Origin of the sequence: Lysinibacillus sp. RS10, assembly GCF_041956855.1 — a bacterium.
Taxonomy (GTDB): Bacteria; Bacillota; Bacilli; order Bacillales_A; family Planococcaceae; genus Lysinibacillus; species Lysinibacillus xylanilyticus_A.
Genome location: NZ_CP167122.1, coordinates 3361409 through 3380791, shown reverse-complemented (window position 1 = coordinate 3380791; position 19383 = coordinate 3361409). Strand labels below are relative to the sequence as shown.

At 38.6% G+C, this 19383-nt stretch carries 22 protein-coding genes; 21 read left to right on the top strand and 1 reads right to left on the bottom strand.

The annotated features are described in order from the left end of the window. Positions 1–30 precede the first annotated feature (30 nt). From ACB089_RS17275 to ACB089_RS17200, 16 genes are all read left to right on the top strand, one after another. Positions 31–261, top strand: coding sequence for a hypothetical protein (locus tag ACB089_RS17275; protein WP_374967500.1), 231 nt, complete (start codon positions 31–33; stop codon positions 259–261). Between the two features lie 83 nt (positions 262–344). Then, entirely contained in the window at positions 345–1121 is a 777-nt protein-coding gene (locus ACB089_RS17270; RefSeq protein WP_374967499.1) for a CheR family methyltransferase, read from the top strand. A 346-nt stretch (positions 1122–1467) separates the two neighbouring features. Beyond that, positions 1468–2649, top strand: a complete 1182-nt coding sequence (gene aroC / locus ACB089_RS17265; protein WP_374967498.1) for a chorismate synthase — start codon at positions 1468–1470, stop codon at positions 2647–2649. A gap of 3 nt (positions 2650–2652) precedes the next feature. Further along, entirely contained in the window at positions 2653–3744 is a 1092-nt protein-coding gene (gene aroB, locus ACB089_RS17260) for a 3-dehydroquinate synthase (RefSeq protein WP_374967497.1), read from the top strand. Continuing rightward, positions 3741–4109, top strand: coding sequence for a chorismate mutase (aroH, locus tag ACB089_RS17255; protein ID WP_374967496.1), 369 nt, complete (start codon positions 3741–3743; stop codon positions 4107–4109). The genes aroB and aroH overlap by 4 nt, the downstream gene beginning before the upstream one ends. Before the next feature lie 18 nt (positions 4110–4127). Beyond that, positions 4128–5228 (top strand): histidinol-phosphate transaminase, encoded by a 1101-nt coding sequence (gene hisC, locus ACB089_RS17250; protein ID WP_374967495.1) that lies wholly within the window; start codon positions 4128–4130, stop codon positions 5226–5228. Next, positions 5225–6322, top strand: a complete 1098-nt coding sequence (locus tag ACB089_RS17245; RefSeq protein WP_374967494.1) for a prephenate dehydrogenase — start codon at positions 5225–5227, stop codon at positions 6320–6322. Before hisC ends, ACB089_RS17245 begins: the two co-directional genes overlap by 4 nt. An 84-nt stretch (positions 6323–6406) precedes the next feature. Next, positions 6407–7693: a 3-phosphoshikimate 1-carboxyvinyltransferase gene (gene aroA, locus ACB089_RS17240; RefSeq protein ID WP_374967493.1), complete on the top strand. Its 1287-nt coding sequence runs from the start codon at positions 6407–6409 to the stop codon at positions 7691–7693. A 121-nt stretch (positions 7694–7814) separates the two neighbouring features. Then, the gene (locus ACB089_RS17235) at positions 7815–9065 is read left to right on the top strand and encodes a tetratricopeptide repeat protein (RefSeq protein ID WP_374967584.1); all 1251 of its coding nucleotides are present in this window, start codon (positions 7815–7817) and stop codon (positions 9063–9065) included. Positions 9066–9079: 14 nt separating this feature from the next. Beyond that, positions 9080–9637, top strand: a complete 558-nt coding sequence (locus ACB089_RS17230) for a ReoY family proteolytic degradation factor (RefSeq protein WP_068982835.1) — start codon at positions 9080–9082, stop codon at positions 9635–9637. Between the two features lie 274 nt (positions 9638–9911). Next, on the top strand, positions 9912–10361 hold the full coding sequence (locus tag ACB089_RS17225) for a YpiF family protein (protein WP_374967492.1): 450 nt from the start codon (positions 9912–9914) through the stop codon (positions 10359–10361). Between the two features lie 154 nt (positions 10362–10515). Further along, positions 10516–11022: a ubiquinol-cytochrome c reductase iron-sulfur subunit gene (locus ACB089_RS17220; RefSeq protein ID WP_374967491.1), complete on the top strand. Its 507-nt coding sequence runs from the start codon at positions 10516–10518 to the stop codon at positions 11020–11022. 14 nt (positions 11023–11036) lie between these two features. Continuing rightward, positions 11037–11711: a menaquinol-cytochrome c reductase cytochrome b subunit gene (qcrB, locus tag ACB089_RS17215; RefSeq protein ID WP_374967490.1), complete on the top strand. Its 675-nt coding sequence runs from the start codon at positions 11037–11039 to the stop codon at positions 11709–11711. 42 nt (positions 11712–11753) lie between these two features. Next, on the top strand, positions 11754–12548 hold the full coding sequence (locus tag ACB089_RS17210; RefSeq protein ID WP_374967489.1) for a c-type cytochrome: 795 nt from the start codon (positions 11754–11756) through the stop codon (positions 12546–12548). A 265-nt stretch (positions 12549–12813) separates the two neighbouring features. Further along, complete coding sequence (locus ACB089_RS17205; RefSeq protein ID WP_374967488.1) at positions 12814–13410, top strand: DUF1405 domain-containing protein; 597 nt, start codon at positions 12814–12816, stop codon at positions 13408–13410. A gap of 48 nt (positions 13411–13458) precedes the next feature. After that, entirely contained in the window at positions 13459–14145 is a 687-nt protein-coding gene (locus ACB089_RS17200; protein ID WP_374967487.1) for a zinc metallopeptidase, read from the top strand. Positions 14146–14323: 178 nt separating this feature from the next. Here the strand turns inward: ACB089_RS17200 and ACB089_RS17195 are convergent, their stop codons facing one another. Next, complete coding sequence (locus tag ACB089_RS17195) at positions 14324–15193, bottom strand: YitT family protein (RefSeq protein ID WP_374967486.1); 870 nt, start codon at positions 15191–15193, stop codon at positions 14324–14326. Positions 15194–15308: 115 nt separating this feature from the next. Here ACB089_RS17195 and ACB089_RS17190 point away from each other — a divergent pair, with 115 nt between their 5' ends. The 5 genes from ACB089_RS17190 to ACB089_RS17170 are packed head-to-tail and all read left to right on the top strand — an operon-like array spanning position 15309 to position 19209. Further along, complete coding sequence (locus ACB089_RS17190; RefSeq protein WP_068982828.1) at positions 15309–15644, top strand: nucleotide pyrophosphohydrolase; 336 nt, start codon at positions 15309–15311, stop codon at positions 15642–15644. Next, the gene (dapB, locus tag ACB089_RS17185) at positions 15644–16441 is read left to right on the top strand and encodes a 4-hydroxy-tetrahydrodipicolinate reductase (protein ID WP_374967485.1); all 798 of its coding nucleotides are present in this window, start codon (positions 15644–15646) and stop codon (positions 16439–16441) included. The genes ACB089_RS17190 and dapB overlap by 1 nt, the downstream gene beginning before the upstream one ends. 19 nt (positions 16442–16460) lie before the next feature. Then, positions 16461–16865, top strand: a complete 405-nt coding sequence (mgsA, locus tag ACB089_RS17180; RefSeq protein ID WP_374967484.1) for a methylglyoxal synthase — start codon at positions 16461–16463, stop codon at positions 16863–16865. A 33-nt stretch (positions 16866–16898) separates the two neighbouring features. Then, positions 16899–18044, top strand: a complete 1146-nt coding sequence (bshA, locus tag ACB089_RS17175) for an N-acetyl-alpha-D-glucosaminyl L-malate synthase BshA (protein WP_374967483.1) — start codon at positions 16899–16901, stop codon at positions 18042–18044. Continuing rightward, a complete protein-coding gene (locus ACB089_RS17170) occupies positions 18031–19209 on the top strand; it encodes a CCA tRNA nucleotidyltransferase (RefSeq protein ID WP_374967482.1) in 1179 nt (392 codons plus the stop codon). The genes bshA and ACB089_RS17170 overlap by 14 nt, the downstream gene beginning before the upstream one ends. The last annotated feature ends 174 nt before the right edge of the window (positions 19210–19383 follow it).

The window sequence follows — 19383 nt, the reverse complement described above, 5'->3', positions numbered from 1 at the left end:
AATCATTAGTAATGAAAGGATGTGGATGCATTGTCAATTGCGGTTATAGCCATTATTGGGGGCGTACTTATTTCTTTAGCAGGTATTTTTACTGATGCATATACACGAAAACAAAAAATTAAATTAAAGGCTCTTGAAAGGGAAGTGGAGTTAGAAAAGCTCCGATTAGAAACATACACGATGGAAACCGAAAAGATGCGCTTAGAATTAGAACATTCGAAAGTTTTACTATTAGAGGAAAAACACAACTCAACTAAGTAACTTAGTTACATGTGAAAGACTATTTCAGGAATGGCACTTTTCCGCTATAATGGAAATATGACGCTAGAGGGGAAGAAGACCATATGTCTGATTATGAACAATTTATAGAAGGTATAAAGCGCAAAACAGGAATAGATTTAGCTTTATATAAAGAAGCGCAAATGAAAAGACGATTAACATCTCTTTATGAGAAAAAGGGCTATCGTAATTTTGTGGACTTTCTAAAGGCACTTGAGCAAGATCGTGATTTAATGAACGAGTTTTTAGACCGCATGACGATCAATGTTTCCGAATTTTATCGAAATGGTAAGCGTTGGGAAGTTTTGCAGAAAAAAATATTTCCGAAATTATTGCAATCTAATAAGCGTTTAAAAATTTGGAGTGCTGCTTGTTCAACTGGTGAAGAACCTTATTCTTTAGTAATGGTATTATCTCAATTAGTACCATTATCTCAAATTCAAATAATTGCCACTGATTTAGATGAGAATGTAATCCAAAAAGCGAAACTTGGTGTCTATCCAGAGCGTTCCTTAGCAGAAGTGCCAAATGATATAAAAGCGAAGTATTTTGAGCAAGAAGGTTCTTTCTATAGAGTCAAGGATGAAGTTAAACGCTGTGTGACGTTTAAGAAACATAATTTACTGAAAGATCAATACGATTCTAATTATGATTTAATTGTTTGTCGCAATGTTATGATTTACTTTACTGAAGAGGCAAAGGATCAGATTTATACGAATTTTAGTAAATCATTGCGTAAGGATGGGATTTTATTTGTTGGATCAACAGAGCAAATCTTTAATCCATCTCGTTACGAGTTTGAAGTAGAGGATACATTCTTCTATAGACGAAAAAATAATTAATAATATAAGAAAAGCAATCGTACAGTAGACAACGCGAATGTCATGTACATATTTTAAGGCTTAGATATAGATAATCGTACGCTTTTCGCTTGTTATAAGCAAAAAGCGTATTTTTATTAAAAACAAATAAACCTTTTTAAATGCTTCTATCTACTAGTGATAAAAGTTTTTTTATCCAAATCGTTCAGAATATTCTTATTTAAATTCGGGAGTTGCTAGAACAATTAGAAATTTGCAAACGATTAAAGCGATACATTAATGACATTTGCAAAAGGACTGTTTTTTTAGAGAATATATGTTATAGTGAAAAATACATACTTTAGCGAGTTGAAGGGAGAAAGCGTTTATGCGTTACTTAACAGCGGGAGAGTCACACGGACCCCAACTAACAACAATTATTGAGGGCTTACCATCACTCTTACCAATTACAGCAGAAAAAATTAACCACGATTTAAAACGTCGCCAAGGAGGACATGGACGCGGTCGTCGGATGCAAATCGAAACGGATACAGTGGAAATAGTTGCTGGTGTTCGTCACGGACAGACACTTGGTTCTCCTGTAGCACTCGTAGTCACAAATGATGACTGGAAGCACTGGACTAAAATTATGGGAGCAGAGCCATTGGCAGAAGATGTGAATCCTGATGATATCAAACGCCAAATTTCACGTCCACGTCCAGGGCATGCGGATTTAGTAGGTGGCATGAAATACGGACACCGTGATTTGCGCAATGTGTTAGAGCGTTCTTCAGCACGTGAGACAACTGTTCGAGTAGCAGTAGGTTCTGTTGCAAAGGCACTATTAAATGAATTAGGTATTTCCATTGTGTCACATGTAACAGAAATCGTTGGTATTAAGGCAGATTCTTCCTTAGTTGAAGGGAAATCTGCAGATGAAATTCGTGCCATTGTTGAAGCAGACCCTTGCTATTGCGTGGACCCAGAGGCTTCTGCAAAAATGGTAGCAGCGATTGATGAAGCGAAAAAAGCGGGTGACTCAATTGGTGGTGTTGTTGAAGTCATCGTTGAAGGACTGCCGGCTGGTGTCGGTTCATATGTTCATTATGATCGTAAGCTAGATTCAAAACTAGCAGCTGCAATGTTATCTATCAATGCATTTAAAGGTGTTGAATTTGGAATTGGCTTTGAAATGGCACGTCGTAAAGGCTCTGAAGTACATGATGAAATTATTTGGTCAGAGGAAGAAGGCTATACACGTGCAACAAATCGACTTGGTGGTTTAGAAGGTGGGATGTCTACTGGAATGCCTATTGTCGTACGAGGTGTAATGAAACCAATCCCTACACTATATAAACCATTGCAAAGTGTTGATATTGAAACGAAAGAGCCATTTAAAGCTAGTGTAGAGCGCTCGGATAGCTGTGCAGTACCAGCAGCATCAGTTGTTGCTGAGCACGTTATTGCCTGGGAAATAGCGAATGCAATATTGGAACAATTCCATAGCGATCAATTACCTCAACTAAAAGCTCAAATCGACGAGCACCGTCGTTATACAAAGGGGTTCTAACTTATGCGAGTACCAGTAGCGACGAAATCACATCAATATGAGGTTGTCCTTGGTCATAATTTTTTAACAGAAGCGGTTAAAGAATTTGATGATAAGCTTCAAAAAGCTGATAAGCTCATCGTTTTTACGGATGCTAATGTGTGGACGGCGCAAGGAGATTATTTCAAGGCTAATTTCCCTTATCATTTTGAGGTTTTCATCTTACCCGGGGGTGAGGCATGTAAAACCTTCGAACAATACAATGCAGCTCAAACATTTTTACTTGAACAAAAATGCTCACGTAAATCATTTATTTTTGCATTCGGTGGAGGTGCTGTAGGTGATTTAACAGGCTTTGTAGCTGCCACTTACATGCGTGGGGTACCGTTTATTCAAATCCCAACGACGATTTTAGCACATGACTCAGCAGTAGGCGGTAAAACAGCTATTAATCATCCACTAGGTAAGAATATGATTGGTGCGTTTTATCAACCTGAGGGAGTAATATATGATACCGTTTTTACCGAAAGCTTACCTGAGCGCGAGGTCCGTTCGGGAACAGCAGAAGTGATAAAACATGCGATGATTTCTAATGCAGCATGGTTAGAGGAATTAATGGCTGAAGAGACAGTTATTCATTTCAGCACAGAAGAATTAGCAAAGCAACTTAAAAAAGGGATAGAAGTGAAGGCGCAAATTGTAGCAGAGGATGAAACCGAGCAATCCGTGCGAAAATTTTTAAACTTAGGTCATACTTATGGACATGCAATTGAGGCGGCTGCTGGTTATGGAAAAGTAGCGCATGGAGAGGCTGTCATGATTGGGCTCGTATATTGCTTATTATTAAGTGAACGATACGGTGAGTTAAATCGTAATTTCACTACAGCATTTTTGCAATTTGCATTAAAAAATGGCTATCCTTTTGAAGCTGTGAAAGAGTATTCTTTTGAACAGTTAACAGAGTATTTAATGAAAGATAAAAAAGCGGAGTATGGTATTTTACAATTTGTATTATTAGGAAAAATTGGTAAACCTTTTGTGCGACCAATTGATCTAGCGGAGTGCAAAGAAGTAGATGCCGAATTCCGACAGCTATTAGCGGAGGTGCTTGTATGATTCGTGGACTTAGAGGAGCAATTACAATTGAATCTGACAAGCCAGAGCTTGTATGGGATGAGACAGCAAGGTTAGTGCGTGAAGTGGTAGCAGCAAATAATGTAGAGGTAGATGATATTGCTTCCATACTTATATCCACAACACCTGATATTACGTCAGCATTTCCAGCACGTGCAGTACGATTAATGGACGGGTGGCAATATGTACCTGTTATGTGTACGCATGAAATGGACGTGCCAAACGCATTGCCACTTTGCATTCGTATATTAATACATGCGAATGTGGAGGTAGCACAAAAAGATGTAAAGCACTTGTATCTTAATGATGCAGTGAAATTAAGACCAGATTTAGCCCAAGCTAAATAATTAGAGGAGATGTTTGAGATGAAATGGAAACAACAACTGGACGGTATGCAAGCATATAAGCCTGGTAAACCAATTGAAGAAGTACAACGTGAATATGGCTTACAAGAAGTCGTAAAATTAGCATCTAATGAAAACCCATTTGGATGCTCACCTAAGATAACAGCTTATTTACAAAATAATTCAGCAAATCATGCGATCTATCCAGATGGCTATGCACAAAATTTACGTACGGCTGTTGCAAATCATTTAGGTGTCAATGAAACACAGCTTCTTTTTGGTAACGGCTCTGATGATATTATTGCAATTATTACTCGTGCACTGTTGTATCCTGGTGTGAACACAGTCATGGCAGACCCATCATTCTCTCAATACTGGCATAATGCTGAAATTGAAGGGGCAGAGGTACGCAAAGTTCCTTGTATCGAAGGTGCGCATGATTTAGATGCAATGGTAGCAGCCATTGATGATAACACATCGGTCGTTTGGGTTTGTAGTCCAAATAATCCAACGGGCGTTGTGATTCCTGATATTGAATTACGTGCATTTTTAGCTAAGGTACCAAGTGATGTACTAGTCGTATTAGATGAAGCTTATATCGAATACGTAACGCATCCTGGTCACAAAGATACTCTACCATTAATCGACGAGTATCCAAATGTACTATTATTGCGTACATTCTCAAAAGCATATGGTCTTGCGTCTTTCCGAGTTGGTTATGCAATAGGGCAACCAGGAGTAATTGCTAAGCTGGATCCAGTAAGATCGCCATTTAATAATACAATTTTAAGTCAAGCAGTTGCGACAATTGCTATAAGTGACCAAGAATTTATAAAAGCTTGCCGTGAAGCAAATGAAAAAGGCAAAAAACAATATATTGAATTCTGTGAAAAATATAATTTAAAATACTTCCCTTCTGATACGAACTTTATTTTCTTTGATACGAATGCTGATAGTGATGTTGTTTTCAATGAGCTTATGAAGCGAGGCTTTATAATCCGTAGTGGAAAAGCGTTAGGATTACCTGGGTTTATCCGTGTGACAATCGGAACAGAGGCTCAAAATGAAGCATTGATCGGTCATCTTGAAAACGTCCTAAAAGAGCAAGGAGCTTTTGCATGACACGGAATGTCCTCGTTATCGGGCTTGGCCTAATTGGAGGCTCCATCGCCTTGGCATTACAAAAGGCACCTGAAACAAAAATAATAGGCTATGATATGGATGCAAAAACACGTGAACATGCGAAAACGTTAAATATTGTTCATGATATTGTGACAGATCCCAAAAAAGTTGCTGCCGACGTAGATGTCATTATTTTTGGAACTCCCGTCAACGCAACACTTGAATGGATGGAACAATTAAAAACATGGCCGTTAAAAAATAAAGTAATCGTAACAGATACAGGTAGTACAAAGAAAACGATTATGCAAAAGGCTGGGGAATTACGTGAGTTAGGTATTACCTTTATTGGTGGGCATCCAATGGCAGGCTCACATAAAAGTGGTGTATTGGCTGCGAAGGCCCACCTTTTTGAAAATGCGTATTATATGCTAACACCACTCGCTGGTGAAGAAATTGTCAATATGGCACAGCTTGAAAGTCTTTTGAAATTTACACATGCAAAAGTTGTAAGTGTATCTGCTCGTGAGCATGATCATATGACAGCTGTAGTTAGTCATTTTCCACATGTCGTTGCTGCTTCTCTTGTACATCAGTTGGGCGGAGAAAATGGGGAATATCCGATGACACGTTCACTTGCTGCAGGTGGCTTCCGTGATGTAACGCGTATTGCCTCGTCCAATCCGATTTTATGGCGAGATATTACATTGCAAAATCGTGAGGAGCTTATTGCGCAACTAGAATGCTGGGAAAAGGAAATGACTCGTGTTAAGGAGCTGCTATTAAATGGTGGTTCAGATGACATTGAAAACTATTTTGCGGTTGCCAAGGAGCTAAGGGATGAATTACCGATAAGTGCAGGAGCTATGTTTACATCATTTGACTTATATGTTGATGTTCCTGACTATCCTGGGGTTATTTCCGAGGTGACAGGATTGCTTGCAGACGAAGCGATTAGTATTACTAATTTACGTATCGTAGAGTCACGTGAAGATGTTTTTGGGATCCTTGTTATTAGCTTACAAAGCGAAAGTGACCGTGAACGTGCAGCAGCGTGTATACAAAAGCGTGCTAACTATGAAACTTATATTTCGTAGACGATCTATATTGGAAATGTCTGTTTAAAAGAAAGCGTCGGAAATTACGGCGCTTTCTATCTTCATATTGGAGGGAAGAAAAAGATGAGTGAAAAAGTATTACAATATGATAAACCTTCCTTACAAGGGACTTTAACGATTCCTGGCGACAAATCTGTTTCTCACCGTTCTGTTATGTTTGGGGCTATTGCCAAGGGGAAAACGACAGTTGACGGCTTTTTATTAGGTGAGGATTGTTTAAGTACAATTGACTGCTTCCGAAAGCTCGGTGTAAAAATTGATGTGGAAGGAACAAATGTATCCATCGACAGTCCAGGTATAGACGGGTGGCAAGAACCTTCAGAGGTACTATACACAGGGAACTCTGGTACGACAACGCGTTTAATGCTTGGGATTTTAGCTGGTTCTAATGTGCACACAGTGATGACAGGGGATGCGTCTATTGGAAAACGACCAATGCGCCGTGTTATTGATCCATTACGTCAAATGGGTGTCCATATTACTGGAAGGGCAAATGGCCAATATACGCCACTAGCCATTCAAGGTACAACATTACGGGCTATAGATTATCACATGCCTGTTGCGAGTGCACAGGTGAAGTCTGCTATTTTACTTGCAGGCTTACGTGCTGAAGGTACTACAATTGTTCGAGAAACTGAAATATCTAGAGATCATACTGAGAGAATGCTTCGTCAATTTGGAGCAAAGGTTGATGAGGTGGATGGTGTTATTTCAATACAAGGAGGGCAAAATCTAACGGGGACGCATGTTTCTGTTCCGGGTGATATTTCATCTGCTGCCTTTTTCTTAGTTGCAGGAGCTATTTGTGAAGGTAGTAAAATAATGCTAAAAAATGTCGGAATTAACCCAACAAGAGATGGTATCATTGAAGTGCTTCAAAATATGGGAGCAACTATGACACTTATGCCGAACGAAGATACCCAATCAGAGCCGACAGCAACAATTACAATTGAAACGTCAGCATTAAAAGGAACTACAATTGAGGGAGATATTATTCCTCGACTTATCGATGAAATCCCGATCCTTGCTTTATTAGCAACGCAGGCACATGGAAAAACTATTATTAAGGATGCCGAGGAATTAAAAGTGAAGGAAACTGATCGGATAACGGCTGTAGTGGATGAATTAAAAAAACTAGGCGCTAATATTGAAGCAACCGAAGATGGAATGATTATTGAAGGACCAACGCCATTACGAGGTGCTAGTCTTAAAACCTATGGTGATCATCGTATTGGAATGATGGGCGCTGTTGCAGCACTTATAACAGATGGGGCAGTAACTTTAGATGATGCCGATTGTATTGCTGTTTCTTATCCACCATTTTTCGAGCATATAGAGGTAGTAAAGTAAAGTAAAAGCTAATGCTAGACTCTCCAAGCCTTTTGGGGAGTTTTTTTACTTGTTTCGGTTGAAAATGTTTTGTAGCATAAAGGTATCAATGAAAGAATAGGTGAAGACTGTGAACAATGCGATGACTGAAATGATGCAAGCACTTGAACAAGGGGACTTAGCATTAATAGAACAGCTACTTGAATCATTTTTAATGAATGAGTTACCCGAGGAAATTTATGAGCTAGCTGAAATTTTTATGCAGTATGGATATATGAAGGAAGCAGACCGTGTACTGGAGCATTTACAATTTTTATTCCCAGAAGAGGCACAGTTAAAAATTGATCGTGCAAATGTTTTAATGGAACTTGGCGATGAAGATGAAGCGTTAGATTTTTTATTAGAAATAGAGGAGACCTCTCCAGAATATCCTCAGGCATTATTAGTATTAGCGGATTATTATCAAATGCAAGGGTTATTTGAAGTAGCGGAAATGCGCATCAATGAGGCGCTAGCTATATTACCGGAAGAACCATTATTACAATTTGCTAAAGCAGAACTATTGTTTGAAACTGGTCGTTTTTTAGAGGCTGCGAGACTGTATGAGGAATTGAATGAACAACAAGTTGAATTTGCAGGAGTAAGTCTTGTTGAACGACTTGCTGAGGTGTATCGTGCAGGGGCTGCCTATGAAACAGCTTTAGATTACTATTTAACGGCACTTGAGGGTGAAATAAAGCCAGATATTTTATTTGGTGCAGCATATTCTGCTTTCCAATCACAAAAATTTGAAATGGCAATTAAACAATTAGAGGAATTAAAAGAATTGGATCCGGATTATTTTTCTGCCTATTTATTGCTAGCCGAAAGCTATGCTATGATTGAAGACAATAAAAAAGCATACGCTGCCATTATGGAAGGATTAACACGTGACGAATACGATAAGTCCTTATATTTATTCGCTGGTAAAATGGCTTTAAAAACTGGTTTGCCAGCTGAGGGTGAACAGCATCTACGTGAAGCCATTGCGTTAGATCCTGAATACATGGAGGCAGTGTTAGCCTTAATCTCTGTGTTGGCACAACAGGAGCGTTATGAGGATGTAATAGAATTATTTGAAACGTTGCAACAAAATGATTTTGAATGGAGCACATTATACCCATTTGCTGCGGATGCATATGAAAATTTAGAATTGTACGACCGTGCATACGAATTTTACCATTTGGCATATAATGATTTTAAGGAAGACGCAGCATTTTTAGAAAAATATGTTTACTTCTTATTAGAGGAAGGGAAGCGTTCAGAAGCTAAAGAAGTACTCGGTCAATTAATAACTATTCAACCGGGTGAACTAGAGTGGCAAGAGAAGTTAGAAACCTTAGAATTAGAGTAAAGGAGGGAGTGGGTATGACTGCTTCTGTATCAGTTGTCGATAAAAAAGCATTTGTTAGATGGTTCTTAAAAAATTATCAATTGAAACGTCGTGAATGTGTATGGATTTTGAATTACTTATTAAGTAATGATGAGTTATTAAAACGAATTCGATTTGTTGAAGAAGCTCACTATTGTCCTAGAGCGATGGTAATGTCAACCGTTGACTCAACGGGTGTGCCATTTCGTTTTTACAAAGGCAATGTAATGACAGCAGATGCTGAGAAATCTTTCCATGATTTACGCTTACATGAACAAGAAGATATGTATATACAATTGAATTTTCCAAATGTACCACCAAGTGCACAATACTTAGCAGTTCTTGAAGAAAACCCTTATATGCCGGAAGCACTGATTGTCAGTGAAAAAGATCGTTTACTGGCAGAAGAGCTGCTTTCCAACAGCTTACTCGTATTCCAAGAAGAAAAATTACTCGCACAGATTGATGAGGCTCTCGATCAAGGAGATGAAGAGCGCTTTTATGAATTGTCTAATTTGTTACAAGCATTAAAGGAAACAGCTAATTTACGTTAGACAGAGTTAAAAATTGAATGTCCTTTATCCACCTCGATATGGTAACATAACTAGTGAATGATTGTTTTCGCTTTTTATTGGTTATCCTTTTGAAGAGTGGAGAAGGGCATTTTTTTTTCTTCATTCAGTGGATGTGCCAAACGCCTACTGAAATAGAGGACCCATACTAAGAACACCACGTCCTGTGGCAATTGATCTGTGCGAAAGCGAAGCGACAGCAACAATAATTACGCCAAGGCGAAATTGATTTATGTAATATTGGGAGGTTTGTTGGATGTATTTTAATGCAAACGATATGACATCGTTTATGGCACAGAAGGAATTTATTGATACAGCAATTGTTCCACTCGTATCCGTCGATTTAACTTCTGAAAAAATGAAACAGAGTGGTTCAGAAGCAGATTTTTTGTTATCGCTCACATCTTTTGTCGAACAACAATTTAAAGGTCGTCTACTACTGATGCCGCCATTTTCGTATAGTGTAATCTTAAAAGACGAAGAAATGCCAAAGCAATTAGAAGTACAATTACATAATGCTGGTTTTAAGCATGTGTTCTTCATTACTTGTGACCATTCTTGGACAAATATTGGAGATGAAGTAAATGTTATTTGGTTACCAGCGATTCCGTTAGAAAGTATGGATAAAGGTGTGAAAAACTCTATTCTCGAAGATCAATTGCGACAAGTGATTCCGATGCTCTCGACCAAATGGGCACAGATTTAACAATTTGTTTCAATAAATGTTCACATTCTCCAGCTTTCCACAGAATGCTATATTGACCAAGCTATGGACTTGATATATCATAGATATGTCCTAGTATTACTATTTGTAAAAGTATGTCCGTTGGACTGACCTTTAAGTTAGAGGGGGGAAAAAAATGAGTAATAATCGAGTTTCACGTCGTCAATTCCTAAGCTATACACTAACTGGTGTAGGTGGCTTTATGGCGGCAGGTATGCTGATGCCGATGGTTCGTTTTGCAATTGACCCAGTATTACAAAAGCATGATGGTGGGGATTTTATAAAGACAGAACATAAAATCGCTGATATTACTGACAAACCAGTTAAAGTTGACTTAAAATTTGAACAAGTTGACGCATGGTACAAATCAGAAGTAACAAACGTAGCTTGGGTTTTCAAAGAAGGCGATCAAATAGTTGCGTTGTCTCCTGTTTGTAAGCATTTAGGATGCATGGTGAACTGGGGAGAAGATTCTGCACACCCAGATCAATTCTTCTGTCCTTGTCACGCTGGACGTTACGAGAAAAATGGTAAAAACGTAGCAGGCACACCGCCTTTAGGTCCATTGGATGAATATGAAGTTAAAGAAGAAGACGGTTACTTATCGCTTGGTCCAACTAAAGCAAATACTCTAGTTAAGTAAGGGGGTACAAAACAGTGCTAAATAAAATTTATGATTGGGTCGATGAACGCTTAGATATTACACCTATTTGGCGTGATATAGCCGACCACGAAGTGCCAGAGCACGTGAACCCTGCACATCATTTTTCAGCATTCGTTTACTGTTTCGGAGGATTAACGTTCTTTATCACAGTAATTCAAATACTTTCTGGTATGTTTTTAACAATGTACTATGTACCAGACGTAGTGAATGCTTGGAAATCAGTTTATTATTTACAAAACGAAGTAGCATTCGGTGAAATCGTACGCGGTATGCACCACTGGGGAGCTTCATTAGTAATCGTAATGATGTTCTTACATACTCTTCGTGTATTCTTTACAGGTTCTTATAAGAAACCTCGTGAATTAAACTGGATGGTTGGTGTAGGTATTTTTGGTGTAATGATGGGTCTTGGTTTTACAGGATACTTATTACCATGGGATATGAAAGCATTATTCGCTACAAAAGTAGGTATCGAAATTGCTGCATCTGTACCGTTTATCGGTGAGTATATTAAAATCTTATTAGCGGGTGACTCAACTATTCTTGGTGCTCAAACGTTAACACGATTCTTTGCGATTCATGTATTCTTCTTACCTGCAGTATTGTTTGGGTTACTTGCAGCACACTTTATCATGATTCGTCGTCAAGGAATTTCAGGACCGTTGTAATAGTTCTTGACGGTTCGATGATTTTTTAAAGGAGGGGACATAATGCATCGCGGAAAAGGAATGAAATTTGTTGGTGATTCTCGTATTAAAGCGAATCATAGAATGCCGAACGTTCCAAAGGATTATTCCGAATATCCAGGTAAGACGGAAGCTTTCTGGCCGAACTTCTTACTAAAAGAATGGATGGTTGGTGCGGTATTTTTAATTGGTTATTTATTATTAACAGTTGCACATCCATCACCACTTGAAGGGCCAGCTGATCCAACAAGAGCATACGTGCCATTACCGGACTGGTATTTCTTATTCATGTATCAATTATTAAAATACACTTATGCTTCTGGTCCATACAATGTTATTGGAGCAATTGTAATTCCAGGTCTTGCATTTGGAGCGCTATTATTAATGCCATTTTTAGACAAAGGTCCAGAACGCCGTCCATCTAAACGTCCATTACCGACAGCGTTTATGTTATTAACTTTGGCTGCTATGTTCTACTTAACATGGGAGTCAGTTGTTAACCATGACTGGGAAGCTCAAAAAGCTATGGGTGCAATTGTAGAGGAAGTTGACGTTGATATTGATGAATCACTTCCTGGATTTGCAATTTGGAATGGTGACACTGGTGAACAAGCTAAATCTTGTATCGGCTGTCATGCTGCTGACTTAAATGGTGGTCCAGCTGCTCCGAAATTACTTGGTAATACATTAACAGCTGAAGAAGTTGAAGATGTTATCCATAATGGTCGCGGCGGAATGCCACCTGGTCAATTCACTGGTACAGATGAAGAAGCGAAGCAATTAGCTGAATTTATTGCGAGCTTAAAGGCTAAAGAATAAGCTTAGTTTAAAAGAGTCAGGAAACTGGCTCTTTTTTTCTACTTCTATAATAATGTGACTGTTCCTGCATCAAAATGGTTCCCGAAAAATAATAATTTTTAGGGGGAAATGTCGAAAAAGACGGTCGGATGAACTAGACATGATCTAGAAAGCTGTTTTTTCGGCATTAATAAAGAAATGTGATTGCAATAAGTGAGATTATTTATACATAATAAAAATAAAAAAAGACATCTTAGTAAAGACGGAAAATAAAGGAGTTTTAATCATGCAAATTACTCGTGAAAACATTTGGTATCTCCTTACGCACAAGTCATTCTTAATATTATTACTCATTATCAATCTATTAGGAACTATTTACGGTTATTATTGGTATGGAGGGCAGCTTGCCAACACGGAGCCGATTTTTTATATTTTTGTGCCAGATAGTCCGACAGCCAGTTTATTCTTTTGCTTTGTATTGTTAGCGTGGATTTTGGGCAAAAGTTGGCCGCTGATGGAAGTGCTAGCACTTGTTACACTAGTGAAGTATGGGATCTGGGCTGATGTCATGAATATATGGACACTGATTGAAACTGGATCGATTGGTTGGCAGGGGTGGATGCTGGTAGGCTCGCATTTTGCGATGGCTGTCCAAGCAATCCTTTATATCGGTAAATATGTCTTTTCATATTGGCATGTTGCTGTGGCAGCAGTATGGACATTGCATAATGATGTGATTGATTATGTATTTGGACAAATGCCAATGTATCGTGATCTAGCAGAGTATACAAATTATATTGGCTATTTTACTTTTTGGTTATCAATTGCATGCATTGTTCTAGCCATCTGCTCAATTAGGTGGCGTAAATATTTGCCGAATTAAGTAATTGATTATAGAATTATAGTATAGAGGTAGAAAGGGGTTAGAAAATTGTCAACAAGCATGTATATTGTTTACTTTGCAATTATTATGCTACTGCCACTTTATGCACAGATGAAAGTAAAGGGCACGTATAATAAGTTTGCAAAAGAACGTACAATGAAGGGACAAACAGGTGCAGAGGTAGCGCGTGCGATTTTAGATGCGAACGGTTTATATGATGTACGAGTTGTTCCAACGCAAGGTGTATTGTCTGATCACTATAATCCGGCGACAAAAACAGTTGCTTTATCGGAAAGTAACTTCTATGAGGCTAGTATTGCAGGTGCTGCAGTAGCTGCCCACGAGGTTGGCCATGCCATCCAACATAAAGAAGCTTATTCAATGCTTACATTACGTAGTAAGTTAGTTCCTGCAGCAAATATTTCATCAAATATGTCATGGATCTTTGTTATGATTGGTATTTTTGCAAGTAGTACGAATATGTTGCTTTTAGGTATCATATTGTTAGCAGCAGGTGTGCTTTTCCAATTAGTAACGTTACCAGTTGAGTTTGATGCTTCAAAGCGTGCGTTAGTGCAAATGAATTCTTTAGGAATTATTACAAATGAAGAAGAGCGTCCAGCACGAAAAGTGTTAAGTGCCGCAGCATTAACATATGTTGCCGCAGCAGCAGTAGCTGTATTAGAATTATTACGTTTAGTATTAATCTTTACAAATATGCGAAATGACGACTAATGAAAAAACTTGTTGTAGTGGTATGTCACTATAGCAAGTTTTTTCATCCGTTAAACTATGGTTTTACTGAAATGCTCTGTAACGCTGATTCCCAAGGAGTCGTCCAGTCTACACTTAACTTATATATAAGGCATACGTTTTAACAAATATCATTCACAACTTTTGGTGATGAGGCCTATTAATGGAGCGGTTGTTTTTGTTCGTCGAGGGTAAAGCCTTCTCCTGCAACATCTCGTACTTCTATTATAGATACGAAAGCATGTGGATCAACCTCATGAACAATAGATTTTAAACGTACAACTTCATTGTGACCAATAACACAATAAATAACTTCTTTTTGTTGCTTTGTAAAATGACCATGACCTTCTAGTATAGTGATACCACGTTCCATACGTAATGCAATCATCTCAGCAATGGCGCTAGACTTTTCAGAAATAATAAGTGCTCCACGTGCTGCATATGCTCCTTCTTGAACTAAATCAATGACACGCGCGCCCACAAAGACTGCAACAAGGGTATACATCATCGAGCGTGCATCTAAAAACGTTAGCCATGATAAGATAATGACGACAGCGTCAAAGATGAACATCGTTTTACCCATACTCCATCCAAAATATTTATGCCCAAGACGAGCCAAAATATCTACACCACCAGTTGTACCTCCGAAGCGAAAGACGATACCGAGCCCAAGTCCTACAAAAACCCCAGCAAAAAGAGCAACGAGTAACAAATCGTCCTCTAAATGAATAGTAAATTGATATTTTTGAAAAATTTTAAGGAAAACGGAAACAGATAAAGTTCCGACAAGCGTATAAATAAATGATTTTTTCCCTAGTAAGCGATACCCAATAATAAACATTGGAATATTTAATAGTAAATTCATTAAGGCAGGGTCCCAGCCTAGTGTAAAGTAAAGTATGAGTGTAATCCCACTTAAGCCACCTTCACCAAGTTGATTTTGCATGTTGAAGTGGACAAATCCAAAGCTAAAAATGGCAGCACCGAGCATTATTGCGATGATATTGCGGATTTTAATCTGTTTTAGCATATGACCTCCTGAAGTTCTAAACAAATGAAGTAGTGATATCTATTATCTGACATTTTATTGTTTTTGACAACAATGGTGTAAATTTTATACGATGGTATGTAGGAGCGTGATTTTGATGACTGAACAAGTGACAATGCAAGCTTTACAACAGCGTGTCGATGATTATATTGGACAATTTAAGGAAGGCTATTTCCCGCCATTCGAGTTACTGGCACGTTTAACTGAAGAGCTTGGTGAATTGTCTCGAGAAGTGCAGGACGTTTACGGGCAAAAGAAGAAAAAGAGCACAGAGGAAGCGAATAGTATCGAAGAAGAATTGGGTGACTTTTTCTTTGTTTTAATTTGCTTTGCAAATGCACAGGGTATTAAATTAGATGAAGCACTTTTACGTGTCATACATAAATTCGAAACAAGGGATAAAGGTCGCTGGACTAGAAAGGATGAGGAATAATGTCGATTCGTGTAGCAATAGCAGGACCTAGAGGTAAAATGGGAGCTGAAGCTGTACATACGATCATGAAACATGACAAAATGGAATTAGTAGCTGTACTTGATTATAAGGAAGTAGGAAAAACATTAGCTGATTTAGAAATGTTTCCAGCAAGTTATACAGCACCAATTTTTACAGATATGCATGATCTTGTAGAGGCCACTGCACCAGACGTATTAGTGGATTTAACGAACCCGCATGCAGTTTATAAGCATACGAAAGAGGCCTTGAATTTAAATGTACGACCTGTAATTGGTACAACAGGCTTTACAGATGCACAACTAGAAGAATTATCAGCAATTGCTAAAGAAAAAGACCTAGGCTGCATTATTGCACCAAACTTTGCAATCGGAGCAATTCTAATGATGAAATTTGCCAAGGAAGCAGCAAAATATTTACCTGATGTTGAAATTATTGAATTGCACCATGATCAAAAGTTAGATGCACCATCTGGGACAGCTGTTAAAACAGCACAATTGATTCAAGAGGTGCGAGCAACAAAAATGCAAGGACATCCAGAAGAAAAAGAAACAATTGAAGGTGCAAGAGGGGCAGAATTTGATGGCATGCGCATTCACTCTGTTCGCTTACCTGGTTTAGTGGCACACCAGCAAGTGCTATTTGGTGGAGATGGGCAACTATTAACAATTCGCCATGATTCATTAAATCGTAATTCTTTTATGTCCGGTGTTACTTTTTGTGTAGAAGAGGTCATGAAAATGGATCAACTAGTATATGGTTTAGAAAACATCATCTAAAGATTGGGATGGAAGCATTATGAAAATCGCATTAATTGCACATGATCGCAAAAAAGATAATTTAGTACAGTTTGCTATTGCTTACCGAGAGATATTAAATGAGCATACGCTGTTTGCTACAGGTACAACGGGGCAGCGTGTGATTGAAGCTACAGGTTTAGTAGTAACACGTTTTTGCTCAGGTCCACTTGGTGGCGACCAACAAATTGGCGCAATGATTGCCAATAATGATATGGACATGGTTATTTTTTTCCGTGATCCTTTAACAGCACAACCGCATGAGCCAGATGTTTCTGCACTTATTCGTCTTTGTGATGTTTACCAAGTGCCACTGGCAACAAATATGGGAACGGCAGAAATATTACTTAAGGGTCTACAGGAAGGCTTTGTGGATTGGAGATTGATTCAAGAAAGACGAAATTAACAAAAGACGTGATTTAGAAAGGATGATAATCGAATGAGAAAGCTAAAAATCGGCATTACCTGTTATCCAACAGTTGGAGGCTCTGGTGTAATTGCAACAGAATTAGGAAAAATGCTTGCAGAGAGAGGACACGAAATTCATTTCATCACCTCAAGCGTACCATTTCGATTGAACAAAATTTATCCAACCGTCTTTTTCCATGAAGTAGAAGTTAATAATTATTCAGTATTTCAATATTCGCCATATGATATAGCATTAGCGAGTAAAATGGCGGACGTGATTAAGGATGAAGAACTAGATGTGCTTCATGTACATTATGCAATACCACATGCTGTTTGTGCGGTTTTAGCACGAGAAATGAGTGGACGTGACATTGGTATTGTCACAACGTTACATGGTACAGATATTTCGGTGCTTGGGCAGGATTCTACCCTTTCACAGGCGATTAAGTATGGCATTAACAAATCTGATATTGTTACGACAGTGTCAGAGGCATTAAAGCAACAAACATACGAGCTTATTGATACAGTAAAACCAATTACTACGATTTACAACTTTGTTGATGAACGTGAATACTTCCCACGCAATCCAGGAATCTTAAAGGAACAATTTGGAATTGAGGAAGATGAAAAAGTGATTATTCACGTATCTAACTTCCGTAAAATTAAGAATCTTCCGCATATTATTGACGCCTTTATGAAAATTCGTGAAAACATGAAGGTAAAGCTATTGCTTGTAGGTGATGGTCCAGAAAAGCATCGTGTCATGGATCAAGTAAAGGAAAGTCCCTATATGAAAGATGTTCTATTTTTAGGTAAACAAGAAAACTTGGCTGAATTGTATGCTATAAGTGACCTTAAATTACTACTTTCACAGCAGGAATCATTCGGGCTAGTCTTACTTGAAGCAATGGCTTGTGGTGTACCTTGTATTGGATCAGCTGTTGGCGGTATTCCAGAAGTCATTGATCACGAAGTAGACGGCTTTATTGTGGAATTAGGAGATACAGATGCAGTGGCAGAATATGCAGTGAATCTATTGAATGATGAAGAGAAATTGCAACGGTTCCGAGAAGCAGCTATCCGTGCTGTTGATGAAAAATTCCACTCATCTAAAATTGTAGAACAATATGAAAAATTGTACGAAAAGGTTGCTGAAAGAAATCATGCAAAACAATAAAGAATGGCAAGCAGCCTATTCAGTTATTGAACAACTTGAAAACGCTGGCTTTGAAGCCGTGGTCGTTGGTGGTGCGGTACGAGATGCGATACTCGGTCGTCCTGCCCACGATGTAGATGTTGCAACAAATGCCATGCCAGAAGAGGTAAAGTCTGTTTTTAATCATACGGTTGATGTAGGAATTCAGCATGGAACGGTACTTGTAATCGTGCCAGCTGGACCTGTGGAGGTCACGACATATCGCACAGATGGAGATTATATTGATCATCGTAGACCAGAGGAAGTGCAATTTGTACGTTCGCTGAAAGAAGATTTACAGCGCCGTGATTTTACGATGAACGCCATAGCGATGCGCCGTGATGGTACTTTTATTGATTATTACGGAGGGCGCCAAGATATTGAGGCTGGTGTCATCCGTGCTGTTGGAAATGCACAGAGACGCTTTACAGAAGACGCTTTACGAATGCTACGAGCTGTGCGTTTTTCAGCACAGCTTGGTTTTGTGATTGAATCAGAAACGTTGGCAGCCATGCAGATCAAGGCTGCGGATATTTCTTGGATTGCGAAAGAGCGCATAAAGGCAGAGCTCGATAAGTTATGGATAGGGAAAGATGTTTTTAATGGCATTCAAAAGTTAGAGGAAAGTGGCTTAGCAGCCTATTTAAATGGTCATTTTCAAGCGAATCACTGGCGTGAGTTTAACGTTCAGGACAAGCTATTAGGCTGGGCATATTTTGCATTGTTACAGGGTGAGCAATGGCGAGAGGTGCTAGGCAGCTATCGTTTATCGAATAAGGAGATGGCGTTTGTAAAAGCTGTTTTAGCTGCTTTAGAAGCTTTAAAAAGTGGCTGGACGAATATGGATTACTTTTTGTATGCACAACAGGAACTAGAGGTAGCTTGTTATTTTGCAGAGCTTAGACAGTTAGATGTTCAAATGCCACAGCAAAGTATTCAGGAAATACAGACAAAGCTTCCAATTAGGCATAAGCAGGCGTTACTTGTAAACGGTACGGACTTGTTAAAATGGTCTGGAAAAAAGGGTGGACCTTGGGTAAAAGAAGCGTTGCAGGCAATGCTTGAAGCGGTTGTGAATGGCGAGCTTCAAAATGACCGACAAGCGATAAAGAATTGGATCGCACATGAATATTTCAACAAAGAATGAATATTTCTGTATGACAAGGAGCCGTCTCAAAAAATGCATGAGACGGCTCCTTATTAATTGATGCTCTATTTTTTCGCCAAATATAAACAGCACAACATGTTAGTAGATGGATAAAACTAACTAAGAGTAAAAACAAATACACTCCTCTCTGTGTATTTGACCTTAGTAACAAAG

Coding starts and splice junctions, on each gene's coding strand:
- dapB (WP_374967485.1), top strand. CDS start 15,644: ATGTCGATTCGTGTAGCAATAGCAGGACCTAGAGGTAAAATGGGAGCT.
- ACB089_RS17220 (WP_374967491.1), top strand. CDS start 10,516: ATGAGTAATAATCGAGTTTCACGTCGTCAATTCCTAAGCTATACACTA.
- ACB089_RS17230 (WP_068982835.1), top strand. CDS start 9,080: ATGACTGCTTCTGTATCAGTTGTCGATAAAAAAGCATTTGTTAGATGG.
- ACB089_RS17195 (WP_374967486.1), bottom strand. CDS start 15,193: ATGCTAAAACAGATTAAAATCCGCAATATCATCGCAATAATGCTCGGT.
- ACB089_RS17170 (WP_374967482.1), top strand. CDS start 18,031: ATGCAAAACAATAAAGAATGGCAAGCAGCCTATTCAGTTATTGAACAA.
- ACB089_RS17270 (WP_374967499.1), top strand. CDS start 345: ATGTCTGATTATGAACAATTTATAGAAGGTATAAAGCGCAAAACAGGA.
- aroB (WP_374967497.1), top strand. CDS start 2,653: ATGCGAGTACCAGTAGCGACGAAATCACATCAATATGAGGTTGTCCTT.
- ACB089_RS17225 (WP_374967492.1), top strand. CDS start 9,912: ATGTATTTTAATGCAAACGATATGACATCGTTTATGGCACAGAAGGAA.
- aroH (WP_374967496.1), top strand. CDS start 3,741: ATGATTCGTGGACTTAGAGGAGCAATTACAATTGAATCTGACAAGCCA.
- bshA (WP_374967483.1), top strand. CDS start 16,899: ATGAGAAAGCTAAAAATCGGCATTACCTGTTATCCAACAGTTGGAGGC.
- aroC (WP_374967498.1), top strand. CDS start 1,468: ATGCGTTACTTAACAGCGGGAGAGTCACACGGACCCCAACTAACAACA.
- ACB089_RS17210 (WP_374967489.1), top strand. CDS start 11,754: ATGCATCGCGGAAAAGGAATGAAATTTGTTGGTGATTCTCGTATTAAA.
- ACB089_RS17205 (WP_374967488.1), top strand. CDS start 12,814: ATGCAAATTACTCGTGAAAACATTTGGTATCTCCTTACGCACAAGTCA.
- ACB089_RS17190 (WP_068982828.1), top strand. CDS start 15,309: ATGACTGAACAAGTGACAATGCAAGCTTTACAACAGCGTGTCGATGAT.
- ACB089_RS17235 (WP_374967584.1), top strand. CDS start 7,815: ATGACTGAAATGATGCAAGCACTTGAACAAGGGGACTTAGCATTAATA.
- aroA (WP_374967493.1), top strand. CDS start 6,407: ATGAGTGAAAAAGTATTACAATATGATAAACCTTCCTTACAAGGGACT.
- ACB089_RS17245 (WP_374967494.1), top strand. CDS start 5,225: ATGACACGGAATGTCCTCGTTATCGGGCTTGGCCTAATTGGAGGCTCC.
- hisC (WP_374967495.1), top strand. CDS start 4,128: ATGAAATGGAAACAACAACTGGACGGTATGCAAGCATATAAGCCTGGT.
- mgsA (WP_374967484.1), top strand. CDS start 16,461: ATGAAAATCGCATTAATTGCACATGATCGCAAAAAAGATAATTTAGTA.